Raw genomic sequence first — 23,726 nt, 5'->3', positions numbered from 1 at the left:
GCACCTCCTCCTCAAACGTCTGGAAACAGGGACTTTTGGTTTTCCATTTTGATGCGACACGGGCCCCTGTGACGCGGAAACTGGGTTACTTGATCCTTTTCCAGGTCAGTGGCTCGTATTTGGTGCGGCGCATCCGGAACAACCTGCTCGGTAGGGAGCACGCCCTCCTTGATCAGTCGACGGACACGATGGGCTGTAACTCCAAGCTTTTTGGCAGCTTCGGTCAGCGTGAGCCATTCGCCATTCTTTTCGGCGGATCGGTAGCCGTGGATTTTATGGACCGTGCGCAGTGCCCCGACACGGCGCGCCGTCCAGGTTTTGCCTTGTCCGGTCTGCATTCCCATCCGGTTGAGAGTGGCGGCAATGTTTGCGTCGGACCAGCGGGTAGCCATAGACCGCATGACGGCAAGGGCTGCCTCCGGAGTACTCTGGCCATGTTCGCCCGCTTTGGGTTTGCGAATACGCAGCTGGGAGTGTTGCCCACCCCTCCAGTGGATCGTCAAAATGACTTCACGTTGTTCTTCATCGACGTCAGCGATGATATCAGACACGAGGGTGCGAAGGAGCTGCTGACGACAACGCATATCGACGTCAGGTGCGCGCCAGGCAGCCTCCAGGTCGGTGGCAATGCCAGCAAAATCGGGAACTGGGGTGACAAGATCGATTTGTCGCGCTTGGGCCAAACCCGCTTCACAGGCTTCCACGCGCCTGAGCGTTGCCTCCCAGCTCTTCTCAAGTTGGGCAGCGATCAGCCGGTTGTCGGGGTCGCAAGCGGCATAGCGACGTTCAGCGAGAGATGCCTCGTATCGGGCTTGCTGCAAGTCCAGCTCCACCATACGGTGTCGTTCTTCCAGATTATCCCGATGCGCACGGTCAGCTTCCATTGCGGCCTCGATCGCCATTGGCGTCACGGCCCTCAATATCTCTTTGCCGATGGCAGGGTCGATGCGAGATGCGCCAAAAGTCATGCATCGTGGCTTGGCCAGCATCTGGTTGATACGTTCGCAGCGGTAATAGGGATGACCCGGAGGCCGGCCCGAATAGACAACGCCCAACCGCCTTCCACATCGGCCGCACGTGAGCAGGCCCGCAAGCAGCGCCCGGCCGCCACGACCCGACTTGATGCCGCCTTTCTGTCCAAAGGCATTGACGGCGATATGGCTCTGGTTCCTCTCAAACTCACTCCAATCGATATAGCCTTCATGATGATCCTGGAGCAGCACTTCCCACGTTCCAAAGGGCTTGTCGTGGCCGTAGCTTTTGCGAGCCCTGCCATCGACAATCTCCGTTCGCTTCTCGCTTTTACCATAGACGTAGACCCCGGCGTAGAATGGGTTCTTCAGGATCGAAATAACACTTCGATAGCGAACCGGCACCCAGTCGAAGGACACCGTTTTGCGCCCGTCAGAAGGACGGGGAAAATGGAAATTATCAGCCGTCAGCGAAATCAGCACCTGACGGGCGCTGCCAAGCTCGCGGAAGCGCGAAAAGATGAGGCGGATCGCCTGCTGTACCCGAAGATCAGGATCAAGCCCCAGACCGTATTCACGATGCCAGATATAGCCGATCGGAACACTGAGGCGCAGTTCCCCCCGCCGCGCTTTGGCGCGAGCCGCGTCAAGCATGCGCGTTCGCAAAATGCCGAGCTCAAACTCGCTGATACTGCCCTTCATGCCCAACAACAATCGATCGTTCGGCCGACAGGGATCGTACACCCCGTCGAGATCTATGACGCGCGCTTCAACCAGGCCGCACAGTTCCAGGAGATGGTGCCAATCCCGACCATTGCGAGAAAGGCGCGATGCGTCGAGACAGAGCACTGCGCCAATTTTGCCCGTGCACAGGCCGCTGACCAGTCGTTCGAAACCAGGGCGGTCTACAGCACCGCTGGCGGTACGACCAAGGTCATCGTCGATCACATCGACGTCACGGAAACCCCAGCGGCGCGCGACATCGACAAGTTCATATTGTCGCCGCTGACTCTCCAGGTTGTTCTGGACCTGACCGGGGGTCGACTGTCGAACGTAGACCACAGCTTTGCGCTTCAGCACCGTGGCTGGAAGGAGATCATTGCCCATCATCGCTCGTCTCCTTCGTCGCGACGCCGGCCGCGGCCATCAGGAGGGTCGCCAGCCTGGCGACAACAACGCTTCGTTCCGCGTCGCTCAGGCCTCGCATCTGCGGCGTATCGAGCGGCATGCTCAGCTGCTGGGTCAGCAGCGGTAGCGACGAGGGTCGTGGTAGTGCCTTCATGGCGCGCCTCCTGGATGGCCGTGAGTCCATCCGTCGAAGTCTGCCTGAAACCGCGCTCGGTAAGCAGTCTATGAAGCTCTGCAAGCCCAACCACCGCAACGCGCGGTTCGCCCATCTCCATGTCGGCGCAAAACGCCCGATCCAGCATCCACTCCGCCACCTGGATGATCTCACCCGGCCTGATCTCTACCCGGATGATCGCGCCATTGGCCCGGTCCTCGCGACCTTCATGCCGAAAACGACCGCCGTAATATGGATGCCAGCGATAATGAAACTCTACCATCTGCCCGACATGGGCAGAATGACCCTGCGATGGCTCTGGGAAGGCGCAATTGGACATTCGCCGGTTCCCAGCGCGGCGCCGACCGCGCCGCCGTCATGCTTACCCTCATCACCACGGCACGCCTCAACGACGTCGACCCGAAAGCCTGGCTCGCAGATGTCTTGGCCCGCATTGCCGATCTTCCCGCCTCGCGTTTGCACGAACTACTGCCCTGGCACTGGAAGCGCCTGCGCGAAGCCGACAAGCCCGCCAATCAACAGGCCGCCTGACCTCACGCAACTGTGGCGCGACAATTTGGACGGGAAGCGCGACGATCAGGATGAAGAGAGAGCTGGCTCGGCAAAATTGAACAGGGGTTTAAGTGGAATTTCTGCCTGAGCTGAGCCAGAGTGGCTCACGAACAGGAGCTGAAATGCCGAAACGAATTCGCCGTAACCATGCTGCTGGTTTTAAAGCCAAAGTGGCGCTTGCGGCCCTGAAAGGGGAAAAGACGCTATCGGAATTGGCGCAGCAATACGATGTGCATCCCAACCAGATCGCGGATTGGAAGAAACAGCTTCTTGAGGGAGCCGCGAGCGTGTTTAACGGTGGGGAGAAAGCGGCACCAGCGGTCGATGTGAAGGTTCTTCATGCCAAGATCGGCGAATTGACGCTGGCCAATGATTTTTTAGGCTCGGCGCTCGACAAGGCCGGGCTGTTGGCGAGCGTAAAACGATGATTGATCGCGACCATGACTTGCCGATTACAAAGCAGGCTGCCGAATTGGGGATCAGCCGGGGCAGCGTCTACGCCTTGCCTCGGCCCGTGTCAGCCGCCGATCTGAAGCTGATGCGCCGGATCGACCCCCGCGGGTCACTTCAAATTCCCCCGGGTAGGGTCAGTCAAAATCCCCCACCCGCAAGACAGGACAGAAGTGGACTTGTTAGTTTGACTTTGTTTCCCGAGCAAGGGCTTCAGCGGCCTCTTTGAGGCGATAGCTGCGTCCATCGAACTCAAGCAGATGGCAATGATGCATCAGCCGATCGAGTATCGTCGTGCTCATGGTGTTGTCTCGCAGATATGTCCCCCAGTCCTGCACGACCCGATTGGAGGTGACGATGACGCTGCGGCGCAGTTTGTAGCGCTGATGGATCAGGGTCTGCAGCCATGCGCCGGCGTCGTCGGGGATGGCGCGTGCGAGGAACAGATCGTCGAGCACGAGGAGATCGCAGTCGATGATTGTTCGCATCCGGGCCTCGCGTTGCGCGGGGGCGTTCAGAGCGTGGCGGTGGAAGAAGTCATCGGTCTCGAGATACTGGACCTTGTGGCTGTGCAGGATCGCCTGATAGGCAATCGCCTTGGCGATGTGGGATTTCCCGGTGCCCGGTTTGCCAACCAGCATCGCGTTCTCGCCGGCGGCGACGAACGCCAAGGTGTGGAGCTGGAAGCAAGTTTGGCGCGGCAATTTGGGATTGAAGGACCAGTCGAATTCGGCGAGCGTCAGTTTTTCATCGAGCCCGGATTGCTGATATCGCCGCTCGATAAGGCGGGATTGGCGACGATCCAGTTCGTCCTGCAGGATCAGGGAGAAGGTCTCGAGGAAGGGTTGGTTTGCGCCCTGCGCCTGCAGCACGCGCGTCTGCAGCGTGTCGCGGACGCCCGACAGGCGCAGCTGTCGCAGGCAGCGTTCAATTTCGGGTATGGTCATCATGGGGTTGGGTCTCCAGTTTGAGGTGAGAAGGGGTAGCGGGAGCGCTCGTGGCGGCGAAGCTGGTCGGGGTTGCGCAGGCGCCACGAGTGCGGGGTGGAGAGGCGCGGTCGTCGTCAGCCCCGGCCTGCCGGCCATTGTTGCCGGCATCGTGTCGCACAGCACGGCTGAAGAGGTCGCCATATTCGGCGGGGGCGCGGATCAGTGGATGATCCTGGGTGAGCTGCGATGCCGGCTGTGGGACTTCTTCAACCTGTTGCAGCGCCTGCTCAAACAGCCGCTCGACACTCGCGCGTACGTGCTTGTAACGGTAGATGCCGTTGCTGATGGCATGAGCACAGGCCTGCTCGACCAGCCGTGTCGGATACTTCCGGCTCAGCCCGACAATGCCCCACATCGCGCGCTGTCCGGGGCGTCCCTCGGCATCGAACATGTGTTGACACAGGGCCTTGGTTTGTGGGCCGATGCGACCGGCATTCGCCAGCAGCACGGCGGTTTGCCGCGACGGATTGAACGGCCGTTCGTTGATCGGCAGGACGACAGAACCGGGGTGCGTCATCCGGGGATGAATCCGCAGCAGCGCATGGGTGTGGCGATCACGGATCTCGATCGTGGAAGTGTAGATGCGCACGACGACCAGACTGCCGATGGCCGCGGGCCGCGCGGCGTAATAGCTGCTGTCGACGCGTACGGTGGTGTCGTCGCAGACGGTCCGAACGACTTCAGTGAAGATGCGGAAGGGTGCGACAGGCAGCGGCCGCAGGTGCGGCTTCTCTTCCTGGAACATGGCCTCGACCTGACGGCGAGTGCTGCCGTGGATGCGCTTGGAAGCCCAGTTCTCCTCCCAGTGCCTCAAGAACTCGTTCTGGGCTTCCAGCGTCTCGAAGCGCCGTCCGGCCAGCGCGGTCCCCTGGGTATGTTGAATCGCATTCTCGACGCTCCCCTTTCGATTTAGTGTCGGGCGAAATGAGAAATTGACCCCCGAACGAAACGAAGAACTGACCCCTCTCTTTTGAGAGGAAGAATCGATGACGAGAGAGTTTTCATCGCAACTTGCATTGTCTGGAACGATGCGGGTTGAGGAAATGCGATCGGGGAAGAAGTTTTGGCTATGGTAGGCCTTCACGAACGAGGCTGGGGAGCGAAACGAATTGCGCAGGAGTTTGGATGCGCGCGCAACACGGTTCGGCGATATCTTCGTGAAGGTGGCGTTGTTGCGTATCGCCAGCCCGTGCGTCGGACAGCATTTGATGGTCTGGACGATTGGCTTCGGGAGCGTTTCTTCGCCACGACGGGAACGCGGACGTCATTCGCCAGGAGTTGGAGAGCGAGCATGGCATCGTCATCGGGTTGCGCTCGGTAGAACTTCGGGTTCGACAATGGCGGCGCGAGTTGAAAGCGCAGAAGCGGGCGACGGTGCGCTTCGAGACGTCGCCTGGTCATCAGATGCAGATCGACTTCGGCGACACGCGGGTATGGATCGGCGGCGAGCGGGTGCGGATCCATGTGTTTGTCTGCGCATTTCGCTGATTGTGAGCAGCCGTTTCAGGCGATGGTGAGCGCTCGTTTCATTTGATCGTGAGCAGGTATTTCGCGCGATCGTGAGTGGCCGTTTCGACCGACGTGTTCATTGATTCAGGTGTTTGAGGCGCCGTCAAGAGGGCGGGCGCGGGCACTGTGTTTTCGCATGCTTTCTCCGGTGAGTTGAAGGCGGTGAGCGTTGTGAACGAGGCGATCCAGAATCGCGTCACCGAGGGTGGGATCGCCTATGACGTCGTGCCAGAGTTCCACGGGAATTTGGCTCGTGACGATGGTCGATGCTCGGCCGTGGCGATCGTCGAGGATCTCCAGGAGGTCGCGCCGTTCGGACGCGTTGAGAACAGACAGGCCCCAGTCGTCGAGAAGGAGGAGTTGAACGCGCCCGAGCGTCTTGAGCAGGCGTCCATAGCGTCCGTCACCTCGAGCCAGCGCGAGCGCCTCGAAGAGGCGCGGGACGCGATGATAGAGCACCGATCGATTGTCGCGGCAGGCTTTGTGGCCGAGCGCGCAGGCAATCCAACTCTTTCCCAAGCCGGTTGCGCCCGTGACCAGCAGATTCTCATGGCGATCGATCCAGTCGCCGGCGACGAGCCGGGCGAAGACGGCGCGGTCGATGCCGCGCGGGGTGCGCAAATCGACATCTTCCACGCTCGCGCTCTGGCGCAGCGCGGCGAATTTGAGGCGTGTGGTGAGCCGTTTGGTGTCGCGCTCGGCGGCTTCGCGATCGACAAGAAGCCCGATGCGCTCCTCGAACGACAGGGCATCGAGATCCGGTGATCGTCGCTGCTCCTCGAAGGCCTTGGCCATTCCGGTCAAGCCGAGTGCGATCAGCCGTTCATGGGTGGGATGGGCGAGCATTGAGAACTCCATGGTTCAGTGGAAATAGCCCTGACCGCGGATGTTGCCGTGGCGCAGGGGTAGGTGGTCGGGCGTCTCGTCGAGGAAGGCCCGATCAAGGCCGTTCTTGAGGATCGAACGGATCGAGGCGACGGAGCGTGCCTTGATTAGGATGCCGCGTTGGCAGGCTGCATCGACGCGCGTGTTGCCGTAGCTCTTGGTCAGCGCCAGAATGCCGAGACAGGTGCGAAAGCCCTGTTCGGGATGCGGCCGGTCAGCGATGACAGCCTGGAAGAAGGCGGCGGTGGCGGGACCGATCTTCTCGCCGGCCGCGATCAGTCCCCCGGCGTCCACTTGCCGTAGCGGCGATGCGCGCTCGGCATGTGATCGGCAACGGTGGTGTGGCCGCGCCGGTTGGGCGCACGGGCGTGGCTGGCGATGCGCTGCCCCTTGTGGAATATCTCGACGGTGTTGTCGGCGATGCGCACATCGACGAGTTCGCGGATGAGGCGGTAGGGCGTGGAATACCAGTGCCCGTCGACCTCGACGTGATAGTCGGGCGCGACGCGGCAACGCTTCCAGCGCGCAAAGACGTATGGCTGGTCCGGCAGTTCTCCCAGCTTCGGCCTGTCGATCTCGGCGAAGAGCTCGGCGCGGCTGGAGCCGAAGCCGCGCATCTGGCGGGCATTGAGTTCGGCGACGAGCAGGCGGATGGCGGCGTTCAGCTCCGCCAGGGAAAAGAAGCGCTGGTTGCGCAGCCGCGCCAGGACCCAGCGCTGGGCAATTTGGACGGCGACCTCGACTTTTGCCTTGTCCTTCGGGCGTCTCGGCCTGGCTGCGAGAACTGCGGTGCCGTAATGGCTCGCCATCTCCGCATAGGTCCGGTTGAGACCGGGGTCGTAGCGGTCGGGGTTGGTGACGGCGGCCCTGAGATTATCGCAGACCACGAACTTCGGCACGCCATCTAGAAACCGGAACAGGTTGGTGTGAAGGCCGATCCAGTCGGGCAGGCTCTCGCTCGGGCACGCCTCGGCGTAGGTATAGTTCGAGGCGCCCATCGCTGCGACGAACAGCTTCATGGGACGCGCTTCGCCGGTGATGGGGTCGAAGATGTCGATGGTATCGCCAGCGAAATCGACAAACACCTTCTCGCCGCCCAGGTGCGTCTGGCGCATCGTCGGGCGCGCGCGCCCTTTCCAGGCCTCGAAGGTCGTGCAAAACCAGGTATAGCCAAAGCCGTCTGGATTGGCGGCACGATACTCTTCCCACAGCAGCACCCGCGTGACGCTGCGGCGGCGCAACTCCTTCTCCACATAGTTCCAGTCGGGAACGGACCGCCGAGGGCTTTGCGACGCCGCCTTCGGTGCCGGAAAGAGAAGCAGCTCAAGGCCTTCGTCATCCATCCCTTCAGGCAGCGGCCAGCTCAGCCCCGCAAGACGGGCACGCCGCAGGTAGCCATGCACGACGCCATTGCTCACCCCGAGCGTGCGCGCGATGACGCGTTCGGTCAGGCCCTGGACATGCCTTAGACGTAAAACTTCTCTGATCCGGCGCATCGACAATCTCTGGGTTGGCATCAGGCTTCCTCGTTGCATTGACGAGGCAACCTGTAGCCCGGTTGAGATGTCGGCCGAAGCGTCCACAACCTGCGAGGAGGCTGCTCACGATCGTCTGAAATCGCTGCTCACGATCCGCGAAATGCGTGCTCACGATGCGGTGAAATCCGTGCTCACGATCGACTGAAATACGCAGTTTGTCGGGACGCTTGGCTATTCGCGCCGGATGCACATCCGGGCCTCGCCGAGGCAGCGCCAGACCGACTGGTTCGAAGGGATGGAAGGCGCTTTCCTGCGGTTTGGGGGCGTGCCGGCGGAAGTTCTGATCGATAATGCAAAGGCGCTGGTTGAGCATCACGACGCAGTGACGCGCGAGGTGAGGTTCAACGCCCGGCTGCACGCTTTTGCCCGATATTGGGGCTTCACACCGCGGGCCTGTGCCCCTTATCGGGCCAGGACGAAGGGGAAAGACGAACGCGGAGTCGGCTACGTCAAGAAGAACGCGATCGCCGGCCGCCGGTTCGAGAGCTGGGCGGCGTTCGAGGCGCATCTGGATCGGTGGACGCGCGAGGTTGCCGACCGGCGTGAACACGGCACCACCGGCGTTGCGCCCGTGGAACGTTTTGCCGCTGAAGCTCAAGCGCTCCGCCCGCTTTCCGGCAGGGCGCCGTTCGGGCAACTGCGGGACCTGATCCGCAAGGTCCAGGCCGACTGTGCGATCGATCTGGATACGAACAGCTACTCGGTGCCCTGGCGCCTGATCGGCGAGAGCGTCCAGGTCGTGGTGTTGGCTGGCCGTGTGATCATCCGTCATGCAGGCCAGGTGGTAGGCGATCATGCCCTGTGCCGGGGGCGACGACAACGGATAGTGGACCGGGCGCATTTTGTCGGCGTCGCCGGCTTTGAAGGGCCGGTGCGCGCGGATCCCATCGAGATCGCTCCAGCCGCCTTGCTGCGGCCGCTTGCGGAATACGAGGCGGCTGTCGGAGGGGGCTGGTGATGACGAACGTGGATCATGACATGCTCATCGCAACGCTCGATCGGCTGAAGCTGACGGCGATCCGCGACCAGCTCGACACGTTGCTGGACGAAGCTGCCCGCTCGAAGATGACGTTACGCGAGGCCCTGGGCTTCCTGGTGTCGCGCGAGATCGCCCGGCGCGACGAGCGGCGCATCGCCATGTCGAGCAAGATCGCCCAGTTCCCCTTCGTGCGCGAGCTGGACGGCTTCGACTTCGACGCCCAGCCATCGCTCGATCAGGGGCAGATCAGGGAACTCGCCACCTGCCGCTGGATTGCGCACGGCGACACACTTTTGTTCCTCGGCCCACCCGGCACGGGCAAGACCCATCTGGCCGTGGCCCTCGGCCGCGAGGCGATCCGCCAGAATTACAACGTGCAGTTCATCACGGCTGCTACGTTGGTGGCGACGCTGGCCAAGGCCCACAGCGACGGCTCGCTCGACAAGCAGTTGGCGATCCTGTCGCGGCCGAAACTGCTCATCATCGACGAACTGGGCTATCTGCCCTTCGAGGCCAATGCCGCCCACCTGTTCTTCCAACTCGTGTCACGGCGCTACGAGAAGGGTTCGATCCTGATCACCTCCAACCGCTCCGTGGGCGAATGGGGAAGTGTTTTTGGCGACCCCGTTGTGGCCACGGCGATCCTGGACCGCCTGCTTCACCACTCCACGGTGATCACCATCCGCGGCGACAGCTACCGTCTCCGCGAAAAGCGTCGGTCCGGCCTTCTGCAGAAGACCGGACCGACGCTTGAACCCAACGAAACAGCAAACCAGTGAAGGGGGTCAGTTCCTCACTTCGCCAAAGGGGTCAAATCCTCACTTCGCTTGACATTTGGGTCCGCCACGCGGGCCGGATCGGCGACGACGCCGTAATGAGCCAGCATCGCACTGTAGATCGGATTGAGCTCGGGCTCGTATAGATCGGGCTTGAGGACGCCTTCCTTAAGGTTGTCGAGCACCACATAGCTGACCACCCCGCCAAAATACCGAAACGCTTCTTCGTGTAGCTGAGCCCAAACTTGCTGGCTGGATTGCCAGACCACCCGCCGGAAGCTGCGCCGCGAATAGCGCAGCGTCATCACGAACAGGCGGGGGCGACGGTACCGGCCGCTCTTGGGATCGATCGTCAGCGCGCCCTCGCCATAGTCGACCTGAGCCTCCTCGCCGGGGAGGAACTCAAGACGATCAAACTGCTTGGGATCGCTTTCTCGCAACGTGCGCACAAACCGCTTGACGCTTTGATAGCTGGACGGAAAGCCAAACTGATCGACCAGGTCCTGGTAAATCGCCTGTGCATTTCGCTTCAGGCGGACCTGTTCTTCGATCCACGCCCGATGCACTTCGCAGGCCGAGCGGGCCAGGCTGCTGGTGACCGTCGCTCCCGACACCCCAGAAGCCGGTGGTCGGGGTGGAGAAATTTGGTCCTCCGCGCTTGCCGAGCCGGTGGTCACTTCCCCGGGGGAATTTGCCTCCGTAGCAGCCCGTTGCGCTCGGTACCGCCGAATCGTCTTGCGATCGACACCCGTCAGCCTTTGAATCTCGCGCTGGCTGGTGTTGCGATCAAGTAATGTTAGTACGGTGCTTTGCAGATGTGCCTTCAAGACGTACAACTCCCGGTCCCCTCGCTGTATGAAAGGGGATGAAAATAAACGTCCTGCCTTACCCGGCTACCGCTGTTCAGTAGCGCTGCCGGTGACCATCAGGTGGGGGAGTTTCAAGTGACCATACCCGGGGGATTTTGACCGACCCACGGGGCGACGAATTGCACATGGATTATCCGTTCGCCGGCAGCCGGCTGATGCAAAAACTCCTGAAGCGGGAGGGCTATGGAACGGGCCGCTTACACGTGCGAACCTTGATGAAGCGCATGGGCATAGAGGCGCTTTATCGCAAACCGCGCACCAGCAAGCCCGGGGATGGGCACAAAATCTATCCCTATTTGTTGCGCAAACTGCCGGTCACCCGGCCCAATCAGGTCTGGGCGACAGACCTGACCTATATCCCGATGGCACGTGGGTTTTGTTATTTGGTCGCCATCGTCGACTGGTTTACGCGCAAGGTTCTGTCCTGGCGGCTCTCCATCACGATGGACACGGCGTTCTGCATTGAAGCACTCGAGGAGGCGCTCGCCCGATATGGCAAGCCGGAAATCTTCAACTCCGACCAGGGCAGCCAGTTCACCAGCATCGAGTTCACCAAGATCCTGCTCGATCAGAAAATCCAGATCAGCATGGATGGTAAGGGCGCCTGGCGCGACAACGTCTTCGTCGAGCGCCTATGGCGAACCGTCAAATACAACGAGGTCTATCTCCATGCCTATGAAAGCGTCAGCCAGGCACGTGCTTCCATCGGTAAATTCCTGACTTTTTATAACCAGAGACGACCTCATTCGAGCCTTGACGACAGAACGCCCGATGAGGCCTACTTCACCCCAATGACGCTTCCCGAAGCGGCTTAAACACAGGCAGGATTCCACTTATAAATCGGGAAATCCTGTTCAAACAAACCGAGCCAGCTCTGAGTCAGGTGGTCGCGATTTGGTGAAGATGGACTGTGGATCAGTGAGTTGCAAGTTGCAATGGGTATTTTCGTCATTGTCGCGGCGCGTCAATGAGGCCGGCTTAGATTGTCGCGCAGCGTCAATCAGGATGAGAGATGTTTGTCGCGGGCCGCTGTGGACCCACCAAAAAAGCCGGCCTCGGTTTGAAGCGGGAGGCCGGCCTTCATTTGCGTGACAATCTATGCTAACGTTTGTTTGTCGCGGCGCGTCAAGCAACGAGGGCCGAGGCCAGCGTTGCCGGCGGGCCATCGCTGTTTTCCGTCAAACGGGATATTGCGGTTTTGCGCCTGTAGCTCTCGACATTCATTTCGAAGATCGTCGCGTGATGAACCAGTCTGTCGATGGCGGCCAACGTCATGGCTTTGTCGGGAAAGACCTTGTCCCATTCACCGAAGGGCTGATTTGCGGTGATGAGAAGCGAGTACTTCACCCAGCAGCGAGGCGCCGGCAAGCAGCCAGGTCGCGGTGCCGAGCGCATAGATCGTCACTGCCACGTGCGCAACTGCGCAGGAAAGCCCGCAACTTATGCGTAGTGTATCGTTCCACGCCCTCGCCGGCACAGATCACCAAGGCGCCGCGCCGATTTTGCGCCAGCAACTTCTGCTGCGCGGCCAAGGGTCCAGAAACCTCGACAGAGATGCCGCTGGCGCTCTCAACTGACGCGCCGTCAATGCTCACGAGCTTCCAGCGGAACGTAAGCGGTGCGCCAAGGCACCTTTCTCGAAATAGTGCGTCTATGCTGGGTCAGCCGTTGGTCCGCGCGACGCCGACGATCACTCCGGATCGTCATAACGGGTGACGTAGTGGAGTTCGCGCAGGGCGGGGATGACGAGGGCGATGTCTTTGTAGGCCTCATGCTCGATGAAATGCGCGGTCTCGGGCCCCGGCCTGGGCTTGCCGAGGACGGGCCTCCCCTTTTGTCGACGCAGTAGATCAGGATCGGCAGCAGCAGGCCGTGGTTGGGGTTGTCGAGGTCGAGTAGCCGTCTCCAGCTTTTGATGTTGAGATTCATGGCCGCGTAGAACCCCTGGCACCACGGCCGGGGGTCGATGCCGCCGCTGGGCTTGGTTGCGAATCGGGGCGCATAATCCTGCGGTCTGTCGAAGAGCGTCTCGTTGATCCCGTTGTGGATCCTGGCAACGCTGGCAAACACGGCGTGATCGGTTGCAGACCCTTTGGCCAAGACGTCGCGCGGCAACCCCATGAGCGGGCACATCCAGTATTGCGGGTCCGGGAACCGCGGCCGGTGACCGCCGCCGTTACGAAGCCATCCAGCGCCGACATGGTCCGCACCAGCGGGCGGCGGTTGGTCTTGGCAGCCATCCAGGCCTCCAGCGCCTCGTCCGACAGCGCCATGTCATCGATCGCGCTCATGCTGCCAACGGGAGCGGCATCTCTTGGCGGCGCCCCCAGTGCCACGGCATTAGCTCGTCCCAGCGCGAGGCTGGCCAGTCGTTCTGGATGCGCTCGGTGACGTCGGCCATGTAGGCTTCGGCATCGACGCCGCAAAGCTTGCAGGTCTCGATGATGCTGAGCACGACCGCTGACCGCTCTGCCGCGGCGAAGTTGCCCGAGAAAAGCCAATTGCGCCTTCCGACCGTAAATCCACGAATGGCCCGCTCCGCGATCAGGTTGTCGGGCTCGAGCTGGCCATCGTAGAGGAAGCGATTGAACGCGCGCCATCGGTTGGTGCCGTAGGCGAAGGCCTTCGCGATATCGGCATGGCGCGACAAACCCTTGCCCTGGCGCATGAGCTGTCGTCGCAGCGCGCGGACCAGTGGTCGGGTCCGCGTTCGTCGTGCGGCCAATCGCTCGGCGGGCGGGAGCCCCCGTATCTCTTCCTCGATCCGGTAGATCGCCTGGATACCGGCCATCGCCGTCGTGCTGAGCGCGGTCGGCTGGCTGTCGTGAACGTCGAATATCTTGCGACGCAGATGGGCCAGGCAGGCAGCTTCTCGAATGGCACCGCCCTTGTAGATCTGGTTGTAGCCGCTGAAACCGTCGGCCTGGAGCGTGCCGGAAAATCCGGCGAGCTCGGTCATTACGCTCTCGCCGGCGCGGCCCATGGTGGCGCGATACCAGGCGATCGGCGGCTCCTGCGAACCCGAGTTGCGGTCGTCGGCGACGTAAACCCAGAGCGCGCCCTTGTGTGTCTTGCCGTTGCCGGGCGCCAGGATCGGAAGCCGCGTGTCGTCGGTGTGGATCTTGGTGCGGGTACGGCCGATCTCACGGATGCGGTTGTAGATCGGATCGAGCAAGGCGGCGGCGTAGCCGGCGCTGCGCGCAAGGGTGGATCGCTCGATATCGACGCCCTTGGCGGCCATCATCTGTGCCTGACGGTAGAAGGGCAGATGATAACCCCACTTGGCCATCATGATATGGGCGAGCGCGGCATAGCTGAGCTTGCCGCGTGCAATGGCCTTAGCTGGTACGGGCGCCTGGATGATTTTATCGCAGGTCCGGCAGCTGTACTTGGGTCGAACGGTCTCGATCACCTGCCACGCCTGGGCGACCAGATCGAGCATCTCGTCGCTATCTTCGCCCATGGCGCGCAGGTCGCCGCCGCAGCCCGGGCAACATGCGCAAGACGGCTCGCGAACGGCCCGCTTGCGCGGCAGGTTGGGATTGAGCTTACGCACCGGCAACACCCGGACCTTGTCGGTGTCAGCAACGATGGGCAGCTCGAGATCGGGCACGCTGGCGGCGAAATCGGTCTCGAGATCTTCGAGTTCGAGCCGCATCTGGCCCAGCTTCTCGGAGGAGCGGCCGAAGGCCTTGCGGTTGAAGCGATCGATCCGCAGCTGCAGGCGCTGGATGCGAAGTGCGGCCTCGGCGCGCTCTCTTCGCAGTTGCTCATCGCGTTCGGCGATGGTGGTGTCACGGGCAGAAACGGCCGCCTCCAGAAGGGCGATCCGAGCGAAGAAATCAGCGGTTGAGGGAGCTTGTTCCGACACCCAAAACCTATACCCGAAAGACCCTCGTCACGGAAGAAGAATCAACACAAAATCAATAAGAAACATCAAAATCAGCCAGCCAAACGCGGTCGATAAATCTTGCTCGGCCGGCGCCAATCGATCCCGTCCAAAAGCAGCGAAAGCTGCGCCTTGGTGAGCGACACGGCGACCTGATCCTTGGTGGTTGGCCAGGCAAAACAACCATCGGTCAGCCGCTTGGTGAACAGACAGAACCCCTGGTCGTCATGCGCCAGAATCTTGATGATATCACCCTTGCGTCCACGGAAGCAGAAGATCGCGCCGGTGTGCGGGTTGAGCGCGAGCACCTGCTGCACCATCCGCGCCAGGCTATTGATCCCGCGACGCATGTCGGTCGCGCCGCAGCACAGGTAAATCCGGTCGGTCGGCACAATCGTGATCACCTGGTCAACTCCGCCAGAACGATGCTCAGTGCTGTCGGATCGACGGTCCCGTCAATCCGCAATCGCGTGCCGCTCGGAAAGGCCACGACGATCCTGCCGACCGGCTCCGGACAATCGGAGACGGGGCGTTCGACCTCGGGCAGATCGCTCACGTCGATCCGTGCGAAGGTCGCCATCGCCTGATCGGCATCGAGCTCACCGCCGGCTATCTGCTTGCGCCAGGCATAGAGCTGTGACGGAGCTACGCCAAACGCTTGCGCGACCTCGGTCACCGACGACCCCGCCGCGCTCGCTAGGTCGACCAACGCGCGCTTCTCGGTGCAACTCCACAGCCTTCGTTGCCGCACGCGCCCGGGCACCGTTGTAAGATCTTCGGCCGCCGCGGCGCCGCTTAACTCGGCGACCATATCGCCCCTTGCATGTTCCAATGTCATGGCCCGAAACCTCCATGTTCATCGGCCTCTTGCAAGGTGCCTTGGCGCACCGCTTACAGCGGAACAGACTGTGGCCGGAAAGAGAATTAGCCAGACGCAGCGGGTCGATGAGTGAGGACAGGCAGAGCTGGGAGAAGCCAGGTAACAAAAGCACGCTGAAGTCGTGGGCAGTCAGCGCGTTGATGGACACCGGAGGGCCTCTACTTGCCGTCTTCGCTGGATGCAAGGAAGCCTCGGCTGCAAGCGCTGCGTGGTTACCCGGCATGCCCACATGCTCCTTGCCCGGAGTTTGAAAGCTGTCTGCTGCGTCGAAATAAACGCAGCCGTGGCAAGAGACATGTAATCTCTCTGGGGTCAGCTGCTCGAAGTAGATGCGGTTTGGGCTTGAACAGTGACGGCACCTGCGGCTCTGACCGTCGAAATCTCACGCGAATTCGATATTCGATCGCGAAGTTGACCATTCTTTCCGGGGGTTCGCACCTGCATTTGCTTTTTCACCATACATCGCGCTTCAGCGATGTGACAGTAATTTCGGACGGTGCTGAAATTCTCAAGCGGCTGACCGCGCCATGTCGACGCCGACGGCCCGCATTCAAATGGTTCCAAACTACCATGAAGATCAAGCCCATGCAGCAGCTCGCCGATTACATGGCTCGATCCCAGCAGAGGCCGTCGACGCGCTCCCGGAGATTGACAAGGACGCAATCTGCCTATCGAGCCGACTAAGACGCACGCCGCTGTGCGCAAGGTTAGCGAATGCGCCGTCCATTCCGGATGGCAATCCCGAGCATCCACCATGGATTGCAAACCTCCACCGTGCCAAACGCCGTTCGAATTCGGCGTGACGTATAGTCCTTGACTAGCTGAAAGGTATGCAGTGCGGACATACCCTGCGAAACAAGGCCGGAGTCTCCGCCTTCTGGGTGACGACAGCCTTGTGCAAGGTGACCACGATCTTCGTGCCATCGTCGATCGACAGGCCCTGGAGATCGCCTTCACCCAGACGCTCCTCGCTCGTATTGATGCGGCCTTCTTGGCGCTAACAAGTCGTGTCACACTGACCCCAGAGAAATTACCGGTGTCTTGCGACAGGCGAACCGAAGCCACGAGCCTGAGTATACCACCCTGGACATGTTGCCCATCAGCATCATTGCCGTTTTTAGGTGGTTGTCTTCCCAGTAAATCGTGCAATGGGTCGCGCAGTCTACTTAGCGAGAAACGCGTCGTGGTAGTCTTTCGCTACCGCGTGACCGCCAGATAAGACGAAACCTGAGTCGCCTCCATAGGTGAACAAGCTGATACCCATCTTTTGAAGCGGCGGAAGATGGTCTATGGATGCCATATCTATACCAGAAGTCTTATTGTATTTCTTAGCTGCATTGGTGACTGCCTGGCAGGCATCCAATAGCCCTGGAGTGAGCTTTCCCATTTCCATTCCCAAGGAAAGTGCAAGATCTCCTGGGCCGATGAAGAGTGCGTCTACGCCAGGCGTCGAGGCTATGTCGTCCAGATTGTTGAGAGCCTCTCTTGTCTCAATCTGGACTACGACGCCCAGACTAGAGTTCGCGTTCTTTCGATACTCGCTCTCATTTTGGTAATAGTTAGACGCTCTCCACGATCCGGCTCCGCGCTTGCCGGCAGGTGGATATTTTGCGGACGAGACAGCTTCGATGGCTTCAAGACCAGAATTTACCATTGGCACCATGATGCCGTCTGCGCCGTGATCTAGTGCCGCTTTTATGAGTTCAATCCTGTTCCAAGCAACTCTATAAAGTACAGGCATCCCGTACCGCTCGGTTGCAGGCAGAATATCCAGCAGGCAATTGGGTGGGATTGGGGCATGCTCGCCGTCGACCAAAGAAAATCTAGGTCGGTCTGCGCCAGCGTTTCTGCCACCATCACATGTGGAATAGTCATCCAAGCGCCGATTAGCGGTTTTCCCGACCTGATCGTATCGGCCAACGGATTTATCGCCATTTTCATGATCCTTTGCGAATTTTGAGCCATAATTGCATTAGTCAGCAGCATCCCGCTCAATCGGGACGCTTCATGACCGAGCAAATTCCTACTGTGCAACGATTGGCAGGTTTCTCGGCTTATCAAAATATACAGTTTGTCCAGAAGTGGGGTATCACACCAAGCAATGTTCGCCGTTGAAACGGGTCCTTCCAGCGAAGGGTTGTATAGACCACGCTGTCGCACTGAGCGTCGATCTCCCTTCGCTCGTCGGCGCTGTTACCCCGGTTTCTCGGCCGCCCGCCTGGAATGCCCGCTCGCTGGATGACGAGCCGATCGTTTTTGTAGGGTATCTGACCCAAGCCTCATGTCGGAGGGTGCCATGCACAAAACCTGACGAATCAGATTTCCCAATCATCCCTTATGGGATTGGTACCGCATTTCGGTAATCCGTCCTGGCCTGTCTCACAACGTATCATCGGAGTTCGCGCTGCAGAGTTAAATCTGCGGCGAGCGCTACCGCGCTTCCTCTTCTCAATTCAGATCGCGTGGAAATTCCTTGACGTCTTCCCGATTAACGACGACCTCGTCCCCAGCACGCGCAACGAGTTGAGTGTCAATTCGCCATACGTCACGTAGCGCGCGTACCGTCGCCGAAACCATAACTCGGGCGTCCCAGTCGCTGCGGACGTAGGACTTTTCCCAGGTCACGGTTGCCCGTGCCGAATTCGGATCGTCCGGCTGGATGATGAAAACGCTTGTCTGCCTTGCCGACAAAGTAATTCCGGTATGCGGATGACGAACAGTTCCGCCATCGTTGACGACAGTGTAAGTGGTTTCCCCGGTAACCTGATTGGTCATCACGTCGCGCCGGAAAGGCTCGCCTGCATTGATTACTTCCTGCAACATCGGCGTTGCGCTCTCCGCTCCTTCAAACTCTTTAAGGTCTGCATCCGTTGGCTGCGGGTTGCGCACCGGAAGTATCAGCCTGCTTCCGGCGCAGTGGATGGAGAGCGTCGCCTTCTCGGGGCTTGGGAAGACGATGGGCCAATGCCCCGTGGCGACGGCAAGGCGGATGCGCTGACCCTTTTCGAAGCGCTGGCCACAGCAACGCAACTTGAAGCGCACTGTCTCGGGATTGCCCGGCTGCATTGGCTGGAGCTCCAGATCGTCATGCCGATGCGTGAGGTTGAGAACGCCGTAGCTAATACGCGTTGCTGCGCCGTCCGTCAGCACAAGCGAGAGCGTTGCCGAGATTAGCGCAACAGGCTTGTCTGAGGCGAGCTTTACCTCGAATTCCGGGAAGCCGAGAATCTCCACGGCTTCTTCCAAAGGCTTCGTTTCGAAGACCAGCGCATTGCCAGCTTCCATTCGCTGATCTGTCGGGAAGAGCGGAAAGACGCCGAAGACAGTCCAGCTCCCAGACGAGAGGCCCGCCGTCGAAGGCGAACAGATCGTCAGTACGTCGTCGCCCGGAGGCCCGTCAGCAAGGAGGCCAGGCGAAAGGGCCAGCGAGCGTTCGCCGACGCCGGGCCCCGGCCACGACGGCTCGGCAACCCAGCGGCCTGGGCGCTCATCATAGATGGCGGCCGGGGGATACGGGTCTTGCATCCAAGCCCGTAGCCTAGGTTCGTTGGCGATACCGGTGTCGATGCCCTTGAGATACTGATCCCACCAGCGCAAACATTCCTTTAGAAACCCGATGCGCGGGCCGGGTACGGCGAAATGCGGATATTTGTGAGCCCACGGGCCGATTAGGCCCTTCCGAATGCCAGGCAGTCTTTCGATCATGCGGAAGATCGGATTGGGGTAACTGTCAGCCCAGCCGCCAACCAAGTAGACCGGGATCTCCACACTGGAGTAATCCTCGCAGATCGAACCATGCATGTAGAATTCATCACGACGCTGATGCTGGAACCAATCAAGCATCCACATGCCATTGCCGTTTAGGCGGCCTTCCCAAAGCTCGCGCCAACGATCGCCGACGATGAGTGGGTCGGGCGGCGCCATGGCGACCGCCCAGGCGGTGGCGCCCCAGTCCAGATTGTCGATCATCTGTGCGCCGCCGAGATAGTGGACGTCGTCATTATAGCGATCGTCTGTAGAGCACAATGAAATGACGGTTTTGAGTGCCGGTGGACGGCGCGCGGCGACCTGGAGTCCATTGAAACCGCCCCAACTGATGCCGATCATGCCCACCGCGCCGGAACACCAGGGCTGCTTCGCCAGCCATTCTATTACCGCCAGGCAGTCGTCCTGTTCCTGCGTCAAATATTCACCCTTGCAAATGCCTTCACTGTCGCCGGTGCCACGCATATCCACCCGGACGCCGGCATATCCGTGCCCGGCGAAGTAGGGATGGGTGAGTGCGTCCGCTCTACCGTTCCATCGCGTTTGCGGTATGGCAGGTATTCGAGGATGGCAGGGACCGGATCGGCCTCGGCGTCTTCAGGGACCCAGACGCGGGCCGCAAGCTTCACGCCATCTGGCATTGGAATCCACAGGTTCTCGATCTCACGGACCTTGCGCGGAAAATCGGTGACCACACGGATCTCTTTCATCGGACGGACCTCTTCTTGACTTGCGGCAGTTGTCTCGGCTCCGCGCGGGCCGGCACTGAGCGGGAACTGAACCTTGGAATACGACGCAAAGCAGCGTGCACGTTAACATGGCGAGCTACGTGAATAGAGCTAACTTCTAGACACAGCATAGATGGTGTTGTGAGCAGCATCGGCCAAGAGATTTGGGGCTCTGAACGGGTTAAGACCTTTGCCAGTTTAGACCAGAACTGTGGTCTTTTGCTCACTACCCAAAACCAAGATGTTAGCTCAGCAGGCGGGACTGAGCATACTCCTTCAATCCCTCTATTCCCCCCCTCGGTACCAAAGCCGGATTCCTTACTAGGACTGAAGGGATAGTTTAAATTGAACTCTAAATGCTTGTTCACCCATATCATTCCGAAATCCAACCGCCGAGCGATCTGTGCCGCTCGATCTGTGTCGGTCGACCAGACAGAAGCAGTGAGACCATAAGGCGTGCTGTTGGCCCGGCGCACTACGTCACAAACATCCGTAAATGTCAGGATCGGAAGAATCGGACCGAACTGCTCGTCTTTGACCAGAGAGGCTTCATCCGATATATCAGTCACGATGGTAGGGTTGATGAAATAGCCGGCAAGAGCTGTTGTTTTACCTCCCACCACAATGCGACCTACTTTCTCCGCCTCGTCCAAGTATTGAAGGACTTTATCAAATTGGGCCTTGTTCTGCAGGGGGCCAACAGTGACATTGTCTTCCAGGCCATCGCCCACAACTGCATTTCGCGCCAGATCGGCAAGGCATTCGCAGAAGCGATCAGCAATGGCCACATGAACATAGACCCGCTTGATTGCAGTACAGACCTGTCCGCTATTGAGGAATGCCGCGTTGAAAATGGCTTGCGTCACAAGCTCGACGTCGACGTCGTCAAACACGATTGCCGGATCATTGCCGCCTAGTTCCAAAGTGAGGCGCTTTAGTCCTTGAGCAGCAGACGTCATGACTGCTTTGCCGGATCCGGTGGATCCCGTAAAAGAAATTTTTGCAATACGGGGGTGGCTGACGAGTTCTGGACCAAGTGATCCATCGTCCGCGATGATCTGAATAAGACCTGGCGGAACAGCATCCTTAATGAGTTCGCCAAAGCGTAGGGTTGCCAAGGGGGTGGTCGGCGCAGGCTTAATGATTATAGCATTTCCCGTGATGATTGCAGGGCCGATCTTAGATATCGCGGCCTCAAGTGGAAAATTCCACGGCACTATTCCTGCAACGACGCCATACGGTACAAAAAATTGCTCCGCGTAAGCCTCCGGCCTATTATTCAGTACGATAGGACGCAACTCCAGGCCTGAACAGTGCTCAAGAAATTCGGCGCACGAGATGGTTTCGTTTCGAGCTTGCTGAAGCGGTTTTCCCTGCTCAAGGGTCAGAAGGCGTGCAAGTTCTTCAACGCTCTTCCGCAAAACGTCGGCCAGAGCAAGGAGGAGACTACTGCGCACCGCCCACTGTTCGGCCTGCCAAGTCGCAAAAGCCCGGTCTGCAGCGTCGATCGCCTGCTCCAGAACGTTCGCTCCGGGCACTATTGCAACTCCGGCAGTGCCCTGCGTCGCCGGGTTTATGACCTTCAATTTCGAGCCGTCACTGACAAGAGAGCCGTTGACGAGTGAGTAAAAGCGTCTTGACTCCGTCATACGGCTATCACTCTCGTTGCTTGCACACTTGCTGCTTATCCCAGTCATTGAATTTCGTCCCTACTCGACATGCTTTCACTGTTGATTTTAACGGGATACTTAAGGTCTTCACCGGGTGGTGATTGCGGCCTTGCTGCAGTTAAGTTGAGCACGGAGCCTGGGGCACGTGGGTGAATTTCAGAGCCGGCACCGTGACACGGCAATGCTCCGAACAACGATATATTACCCCTTGATTCGTCCAAGCCGACCTGTGGATGCGTTGTCTCTCGGTGTCTCTCTCCACGAAGGAAAGTAACCATCAGGCTCCGCCTTGCTAGATGCAGATGACAGCAAATTGCATCAGCACAACGCCACCATCTGGTGCCTGACAAGGGCAGCCTTTATTCATGATGCGGGAGACACACCAGGACCTGACCGTCTTCCACCTTCGTCTTAAAGACGGTGATTGGACACTCTGCCGGGCCTTGAACCACTTCCCCGGTGGTGATTTCAAATTGAGCACCATGCAGAGGGCACTCGATAAGAGTCCCTTCCAGCCAGCCGTCGGAAAGAAGAGCGAACGCGTGCGAACAAACGTTATCGGTCGCGTGTACTTTGCCGCCGATGAAGTATATTGCGATTCGGTTATCGCCGATTTCGAACGGCGTTACGGTATCGTCTTGGAGATCGGAAACGGGGCAAAGGATTATCCATCCGTATTTCTGCTGCGCTTTATCTATGTTCTTTTCCACTGTTATCACAGTTCACTCCGATTCCGACAATTAGCCAGTTGCGAGGTATATATCGGACGGATCGACTTCCTCGGCTCGGCTCATAATATCCGGCGATACAGGCTTGCCAGCCTTGGCGTCTCGCCGGATCTGCATCATGTCGCGACCGGGGTTGACTCCCACGGCACTGACAAAACGTCCCTGGTCATCGGCGCCAATCTCCAGCCACCGTTCGCTCGCGACGTCTCCGATGCGATACAGGCGCGTCGCGAGGGCTGGCAGCCCGAGTGACTGGATGGTTACGCCGCACTGATCGGACCAGAACCACGGTAGGTCCTGATACTGTGCATCCAGGCCACACATAACTTTTGCGGCCACGACGGCCTGATCGCCGGCCACAGTCCAGCTCTCACTGCGTAGCCGCCGGCCAAGCGCGGGCAAAGGATAGTTCGTCACTTCTCCGGCAGCGTATATTCCCGGAACCGACGTTTCGCAGCGTGCGTTCACAACGATCCCATCGGCGGTGTCGATGCCGGCGTCAGCGGCAATTCCCGCATTAGGCCCAATCCCGATGCCAATAAGGACCATGTCAGCAACGACCGCCCCTCCATTCCAGGTCAGAACGACCTCGCCCTTTGAATTATTTGACATACGCAGATTCGCACAGTTCAAACGGAACTCACCACCTTCGCTCGTGTGACGCGTCGCGACCCATTCCGACAAAGATAGGGACGCGCTGCGCGGCAGCAGTCGCGGCGCTAGCTCAATGACCGTTGTTTGACAGCCCAAGCGGCGAGCCATCCCCGATACCTCCAGCCCTATAAAACCACCGCCTACAACTGCCAGCCGCCGGCCAGGCGCAAGACCCGCGCGTAATCGCAAAGCGTCTGATTCAGTGCGCAAATAATGAATTTGTGCCGGGTCCACACTGGAGTGCTCGAAGTGCCGTGCTCGAGATCCCGTTGCGATCAACAGCTTGTCGTAGTGTTCCGGTTCACCGATATCAGTATGGACGATGCGTCGAAGAGGGTCGATTAGGGTGGCCTTCGTTCCATCCCGCAAAACGACGCGGTCTGCATACAGCTCAGACCCTTTCAGAGTCGGCCTCTTGCCCCCCAAGAGAAAGTCCTTGGATAGCGGCGGCCTGTCATAGGGTGTCCCGCTTTCGCCATGAATCAGGACCGTGCGCTGCTCAGGACGCAGATCGGCGAGCGTTGCGGCAGCACGATGCCCTGCTATTCCTCCTCCGATGATAACGACCGTTTCCATAAACAATCCTCAGCG

At 59.7% G+C, this 23,726-nt stretch carries 14 protein-coding genes and 10 pseudogenes; 7 read left to right on the top strand and 17 right to left on the bottom strand.

Features of this window, described 5'->3' with window-relative positions; genetic code table 11:
- Nucleotides 1-11: 11 nt before the first annotated feature.
- Nucleotides 12-2,081 carry a recombinase family protein gene (locus AC0V8S_RS40200; protein ID WP_475438858.1) on the bottom strand — a complete coding sequence of 690 codons (2,070 nt, stop codon included), beginning with the start codon at nt 2,079-2,081 and terminating at the stop codon, nt 12-14.
- Nucleotides 2,068-2,253 carry a hypothetical protein gene (locus tag AC0V8S_RS40195; protein WP_475438859.1) on the bottom strand — a complete coding sequence of 62 codons (186 nt, stop codon included), beginning with the start codon at nt 2,251-2,253 and terminating at the stop codon, nt 2,068-2,070. The genes AC0V8S_RS40200 and AC0V8S_RS40195 overlap by 14 nt, the downstream gene beginning before the upstream one ends.
- 312 nt (nt 2,254-2,565) lie before the next feature.
- Here AC0V8S_RS40195 and AC0V8S_RS40190 point away from each other — a divergent pair.
- Both AC0V8S_RS40190 and AC0V8S_RS40185 read left to right on the top strand, forming a co-directional pair.
- Nucleotides 2,566-2,805: pseudogene (locus AC0V8S_RS40190) on the top strand (transposase domain-containing protein); the annotation flags it as partial.
- A 143-nt stretch (nt 2,806-2,948) separates the two neighbouring features.
- Nucleotides 2,949-3,379: pseudogene (locus AC0V8S_RS40185) on the top strand (transposase); the annotation flags it as partial.
- A gap of 79 nt (nt 3,380-3,458) precedes the next feature.
- Here AC0V8S_RS40185 and istB (AC0V8S_RS40180) read toward each other — a convergent pair.
- Entirely contained in the window at nt 3,459-4,226 is a 768-nt protein-coding gene (istB, locus tag AC0V8S_RS40180; RefSeq protein WP_183455162.1) for an IS21-like element helper ATPase IstB, read from the bottom strand.
- Nucleotides 4,204-5,175, bottom strand: a pseudogene (locus tag AC0V8S_RS40175) (Mu transposase domain-containing protein); the annotation flags it as partial. The gene istB (AC0V8S_RS40180) and the pseudogene AC0V8S_RS40175, both read right to left, overlap by 23 nt.
- A gap of 76 nt (nt 5,176-5,251) precedes the next feature.
- Here AC0V8S_RS40175 and AC0V8S_RS40170 point away from each other — a divergent pair.
- Nucleotides 5,252-5,738, top strand: a pseudogene (locus tag AC0V8S_RS40170) (helix-turn-helix domain-containing protein); the annotation flags it as partial.
- Nucleotides 5,739-5,858: 120 nt separating this feature from the next.
- Here the strand turns inward: AC0V8S_RS40170 and istB (AC0V8S_RS40165) are convergent.
- Nucleotides 5,859-6,620 (bottom strand): IS21-like element helper ATPase IstB, encoded by a 762-nt coding sequence (gene istB / locus AC0V8S_RS40165; protein ID WP_475439471.1) that lies wholly within the window; start codon nt 6,618-6,620, stop codon nt 5,859-5,861.
- A 15-nt stretch (nt 6,621-6,635) separates the two neighbouring features.
- Nucleotides 6,636-8,176 (bottom strand): annotated as a pseudogene (istA, locus tag AC0V8S_RS40160) (IS21 family transposase).
- A gap of 175 nt (nt 8,177-8,351) precedes the next feature.
- Here istA (AC0V8S_RS40160) and istA (AC0V8S_RS40155) point away from each other — a divergent pair.
- Nucleotides 8,352-9,155 (top strand): annotated as a pseudogene (istA, locus tag AC0V8S_RS40155) (IS21 family transposase); the annotation flags it as partial.
- Nucleotides 9,155-9,955 (top strand): IS21-like element ISSme2 family helper ATPase IstB, encoded by an 801-nt coding sequence (istB, locus tag AC0V8S_RS40150; protein WP_258598293.1) that lies wholly within the window; start codon nt 9,155-9,157, stop codon nt 9,953-9,955. The pseudogene istA (AC0V8S_RS40155) and the gene istB (AC0V8S_RS40150), both read left to right, overlap by 1 nt.
- Before the next feature lie 47 nt (nt 9,956-10,002).
- On the opposite strand, the pseudogene istA (AC0V8S_RS40145) reads toward istB (AC0V8S_RS40150), so the two are convergent.
- Nucleotides 10,003-10,788, bottom strand: a pseudogene (gene istA, locus AC0V8S_RS40145) (IS21 family transposase); the annotation flags it as partial.
- A gap of 140 nt (nt 10,789-10,928) precedes the next feature.
- On the opposite strand from istA (AC0V8S_RS40145), the pseudogene AC0V8S_RS40140 reads away from it, so the two are divergent.
- Nucleotides 10,929-11,636 (top strand): annotated as a pseudogene (locus tag AC0V8S_RS40140) (IS3 family transposase); the annotation flags it as partial.
- A gap of 310 nt (nt 11,637-11,946) precedes the next feature.
- Here the strand turns inward: AC0V8S_RS40140 and AC0V8S_RS40135 are convergent.
- From AC0V8S_RS40135 to AC0V8S_RS40110, 6 genes and pseudogenes are all read right to left on the bottom strand, one after another.
- Nucleotides 11,947-12,159, bottom strand: a pseudogene (locus tag AC0V8S_RS40135) (ATP-binding protein); the annotation flags it as partial.
- A gap of 246 nt (nt 12,160-12,405) precedes the next feature.
- On the bottom strand, nt 12,406-12,942 hold the full coding sequence (locus AC0V8S_RS40130; RefSeq protein WP_475439470.1) for a YecA/YgfB family protein: 537 nt from the start codon (nt 12,940-12,942) through the stop codon (nt 12,406-12,408).
- Between the two features lie 166 nt (nt 12,943-13,108).
- Complete coding sequence (tnpC, locus tag AC0V8S_RS40125) at nt 13,109-14,692, bottom strand: IS66 family transposase (RefSeq protein WP_475439289.1); 1,584 nt, start codon at nt 14,690-14,692, stop codon at nt 13,109-13,111.
- Between the two features lie 71 nt (nt 14,693-14,763).
- Nucleotides 14,764-15,114 (bottom strand): IS66 family insertion sequence element accessory protein TnpB, encoded by a 351-nt coding sequence (gene tnpB / locus AC0V8S_RS40120; protein WP_475439290.1) that lies wholly within the window; start codon nt 15,112-15,114, stop codon nt 14,764-14,766.
- Nucleotides 15,111-15,548: an IS66-like element accessory protein TnpA gene (gene tnpA / locus AC0V8S_RS40115; RefSeq protein ID WP_475439291.1), complete on the bottom strand. Its 438-nt coding sequence runs from the start codon at nt 15,546-15,548 to the stop codon at nt 15,111-15,113. Before tnpA ends, tnpB begins: the two co-directional genes overlap by 4 nt.
- Nucleotides 15,549-16,752: 1,204 nt before the next feature.
- Nucleotides 16,753-17,406, bottom strand: coding sequence for an HpcH/HpaI aldolase family protein (locus tag AC0V8S_RS40110; protein ID WP_475439469.1), 654 nt, complete (start codon nt 17,404-17,406; stop codon nt 16,753-16,755).
- Here AC0V8S_RS40110 and AC0V8S_RS40105 point away from each other — a divergent pair.
- Nucleotides 17,389-17,550 (top strand): hypothetical protein, encoded by a 162-nt coding sequence (locus AC0V8S_RS40105; RefSeq protein WP_475439468.1) that lies wholly within the window; start codon nt 17,389-17,391, stop codon nt 17,548-17,550. The genes AC0V8S_RS40110 and AC0V8S_RS40105 overlap by 18 nt on opposite strands.
- A 488-nt stretch (nt 17,551-18,038) precedes the next feature.
- Here the strand turns inward: AC0V8S_RS40105 and AC0V8S_RS40100 are convergent.
- The 4 genes and pseudogenes from AC0V8S_RS40100 to AC0V8S_RS40085 all read right to left on the bottom strand — a co-directional run bounded on the left by AC0V8S_RS40100 (nt 18,039) and on the right by AC0V8S_RS40085 (nt 23,711).
- A pseudogene (locus tag AC0V8S_RS40100) lies at nt 18,039-19,996 on the bottom strand (CocE/NonD family hydrolase).
- Between the two features lie 65 nt (nt 19,997-20,061).
- Entirely contained in the window at nt 20,062-21,732 is a 1,671-nt protein-coding gene (locus AC0V8S_RS40095) for an aldehyde dehydrogenase family protein (protein ID WP_475439467.1), read from the bottom strand.
- A 380-nt stretch (nt 21,733-22,112) separates the two neighbouring features.
- Nucleotides 22,113-22,463, bottom strand: a complete 351-nt coding sequence (locus tag AC0V8S_RS40090; RefSeq protein WP_475439455.1) for a non-heme iron oxygenase ferredoxin subunit — start codon at nt 22,461-22,463, stop codon at nt 22,113-22,115.
- 30 nt (nt 22,464-22,493) lie between these two features.
- A complete protein-coding gene (locus tag AC0V8S_RS40085) occupies nt 22,494-23,711 on the bottom strand; it encodes an NAD(P)/FAD-dependent oxidoreductase (RefSeq protein WP_475439456.1) in 1,218 nt (405 codons plus the stop codon).
- Nucleotides 23,712-23,726: the final 15 nt, after the last annotated feature.

The sequence above is a fragment of the Mesorhizobium oxytropidicola genome, assembly GCF_056174625.1.
This window is presented reverse-complemented; position numbering and strand designations above follow the sequence as displayed.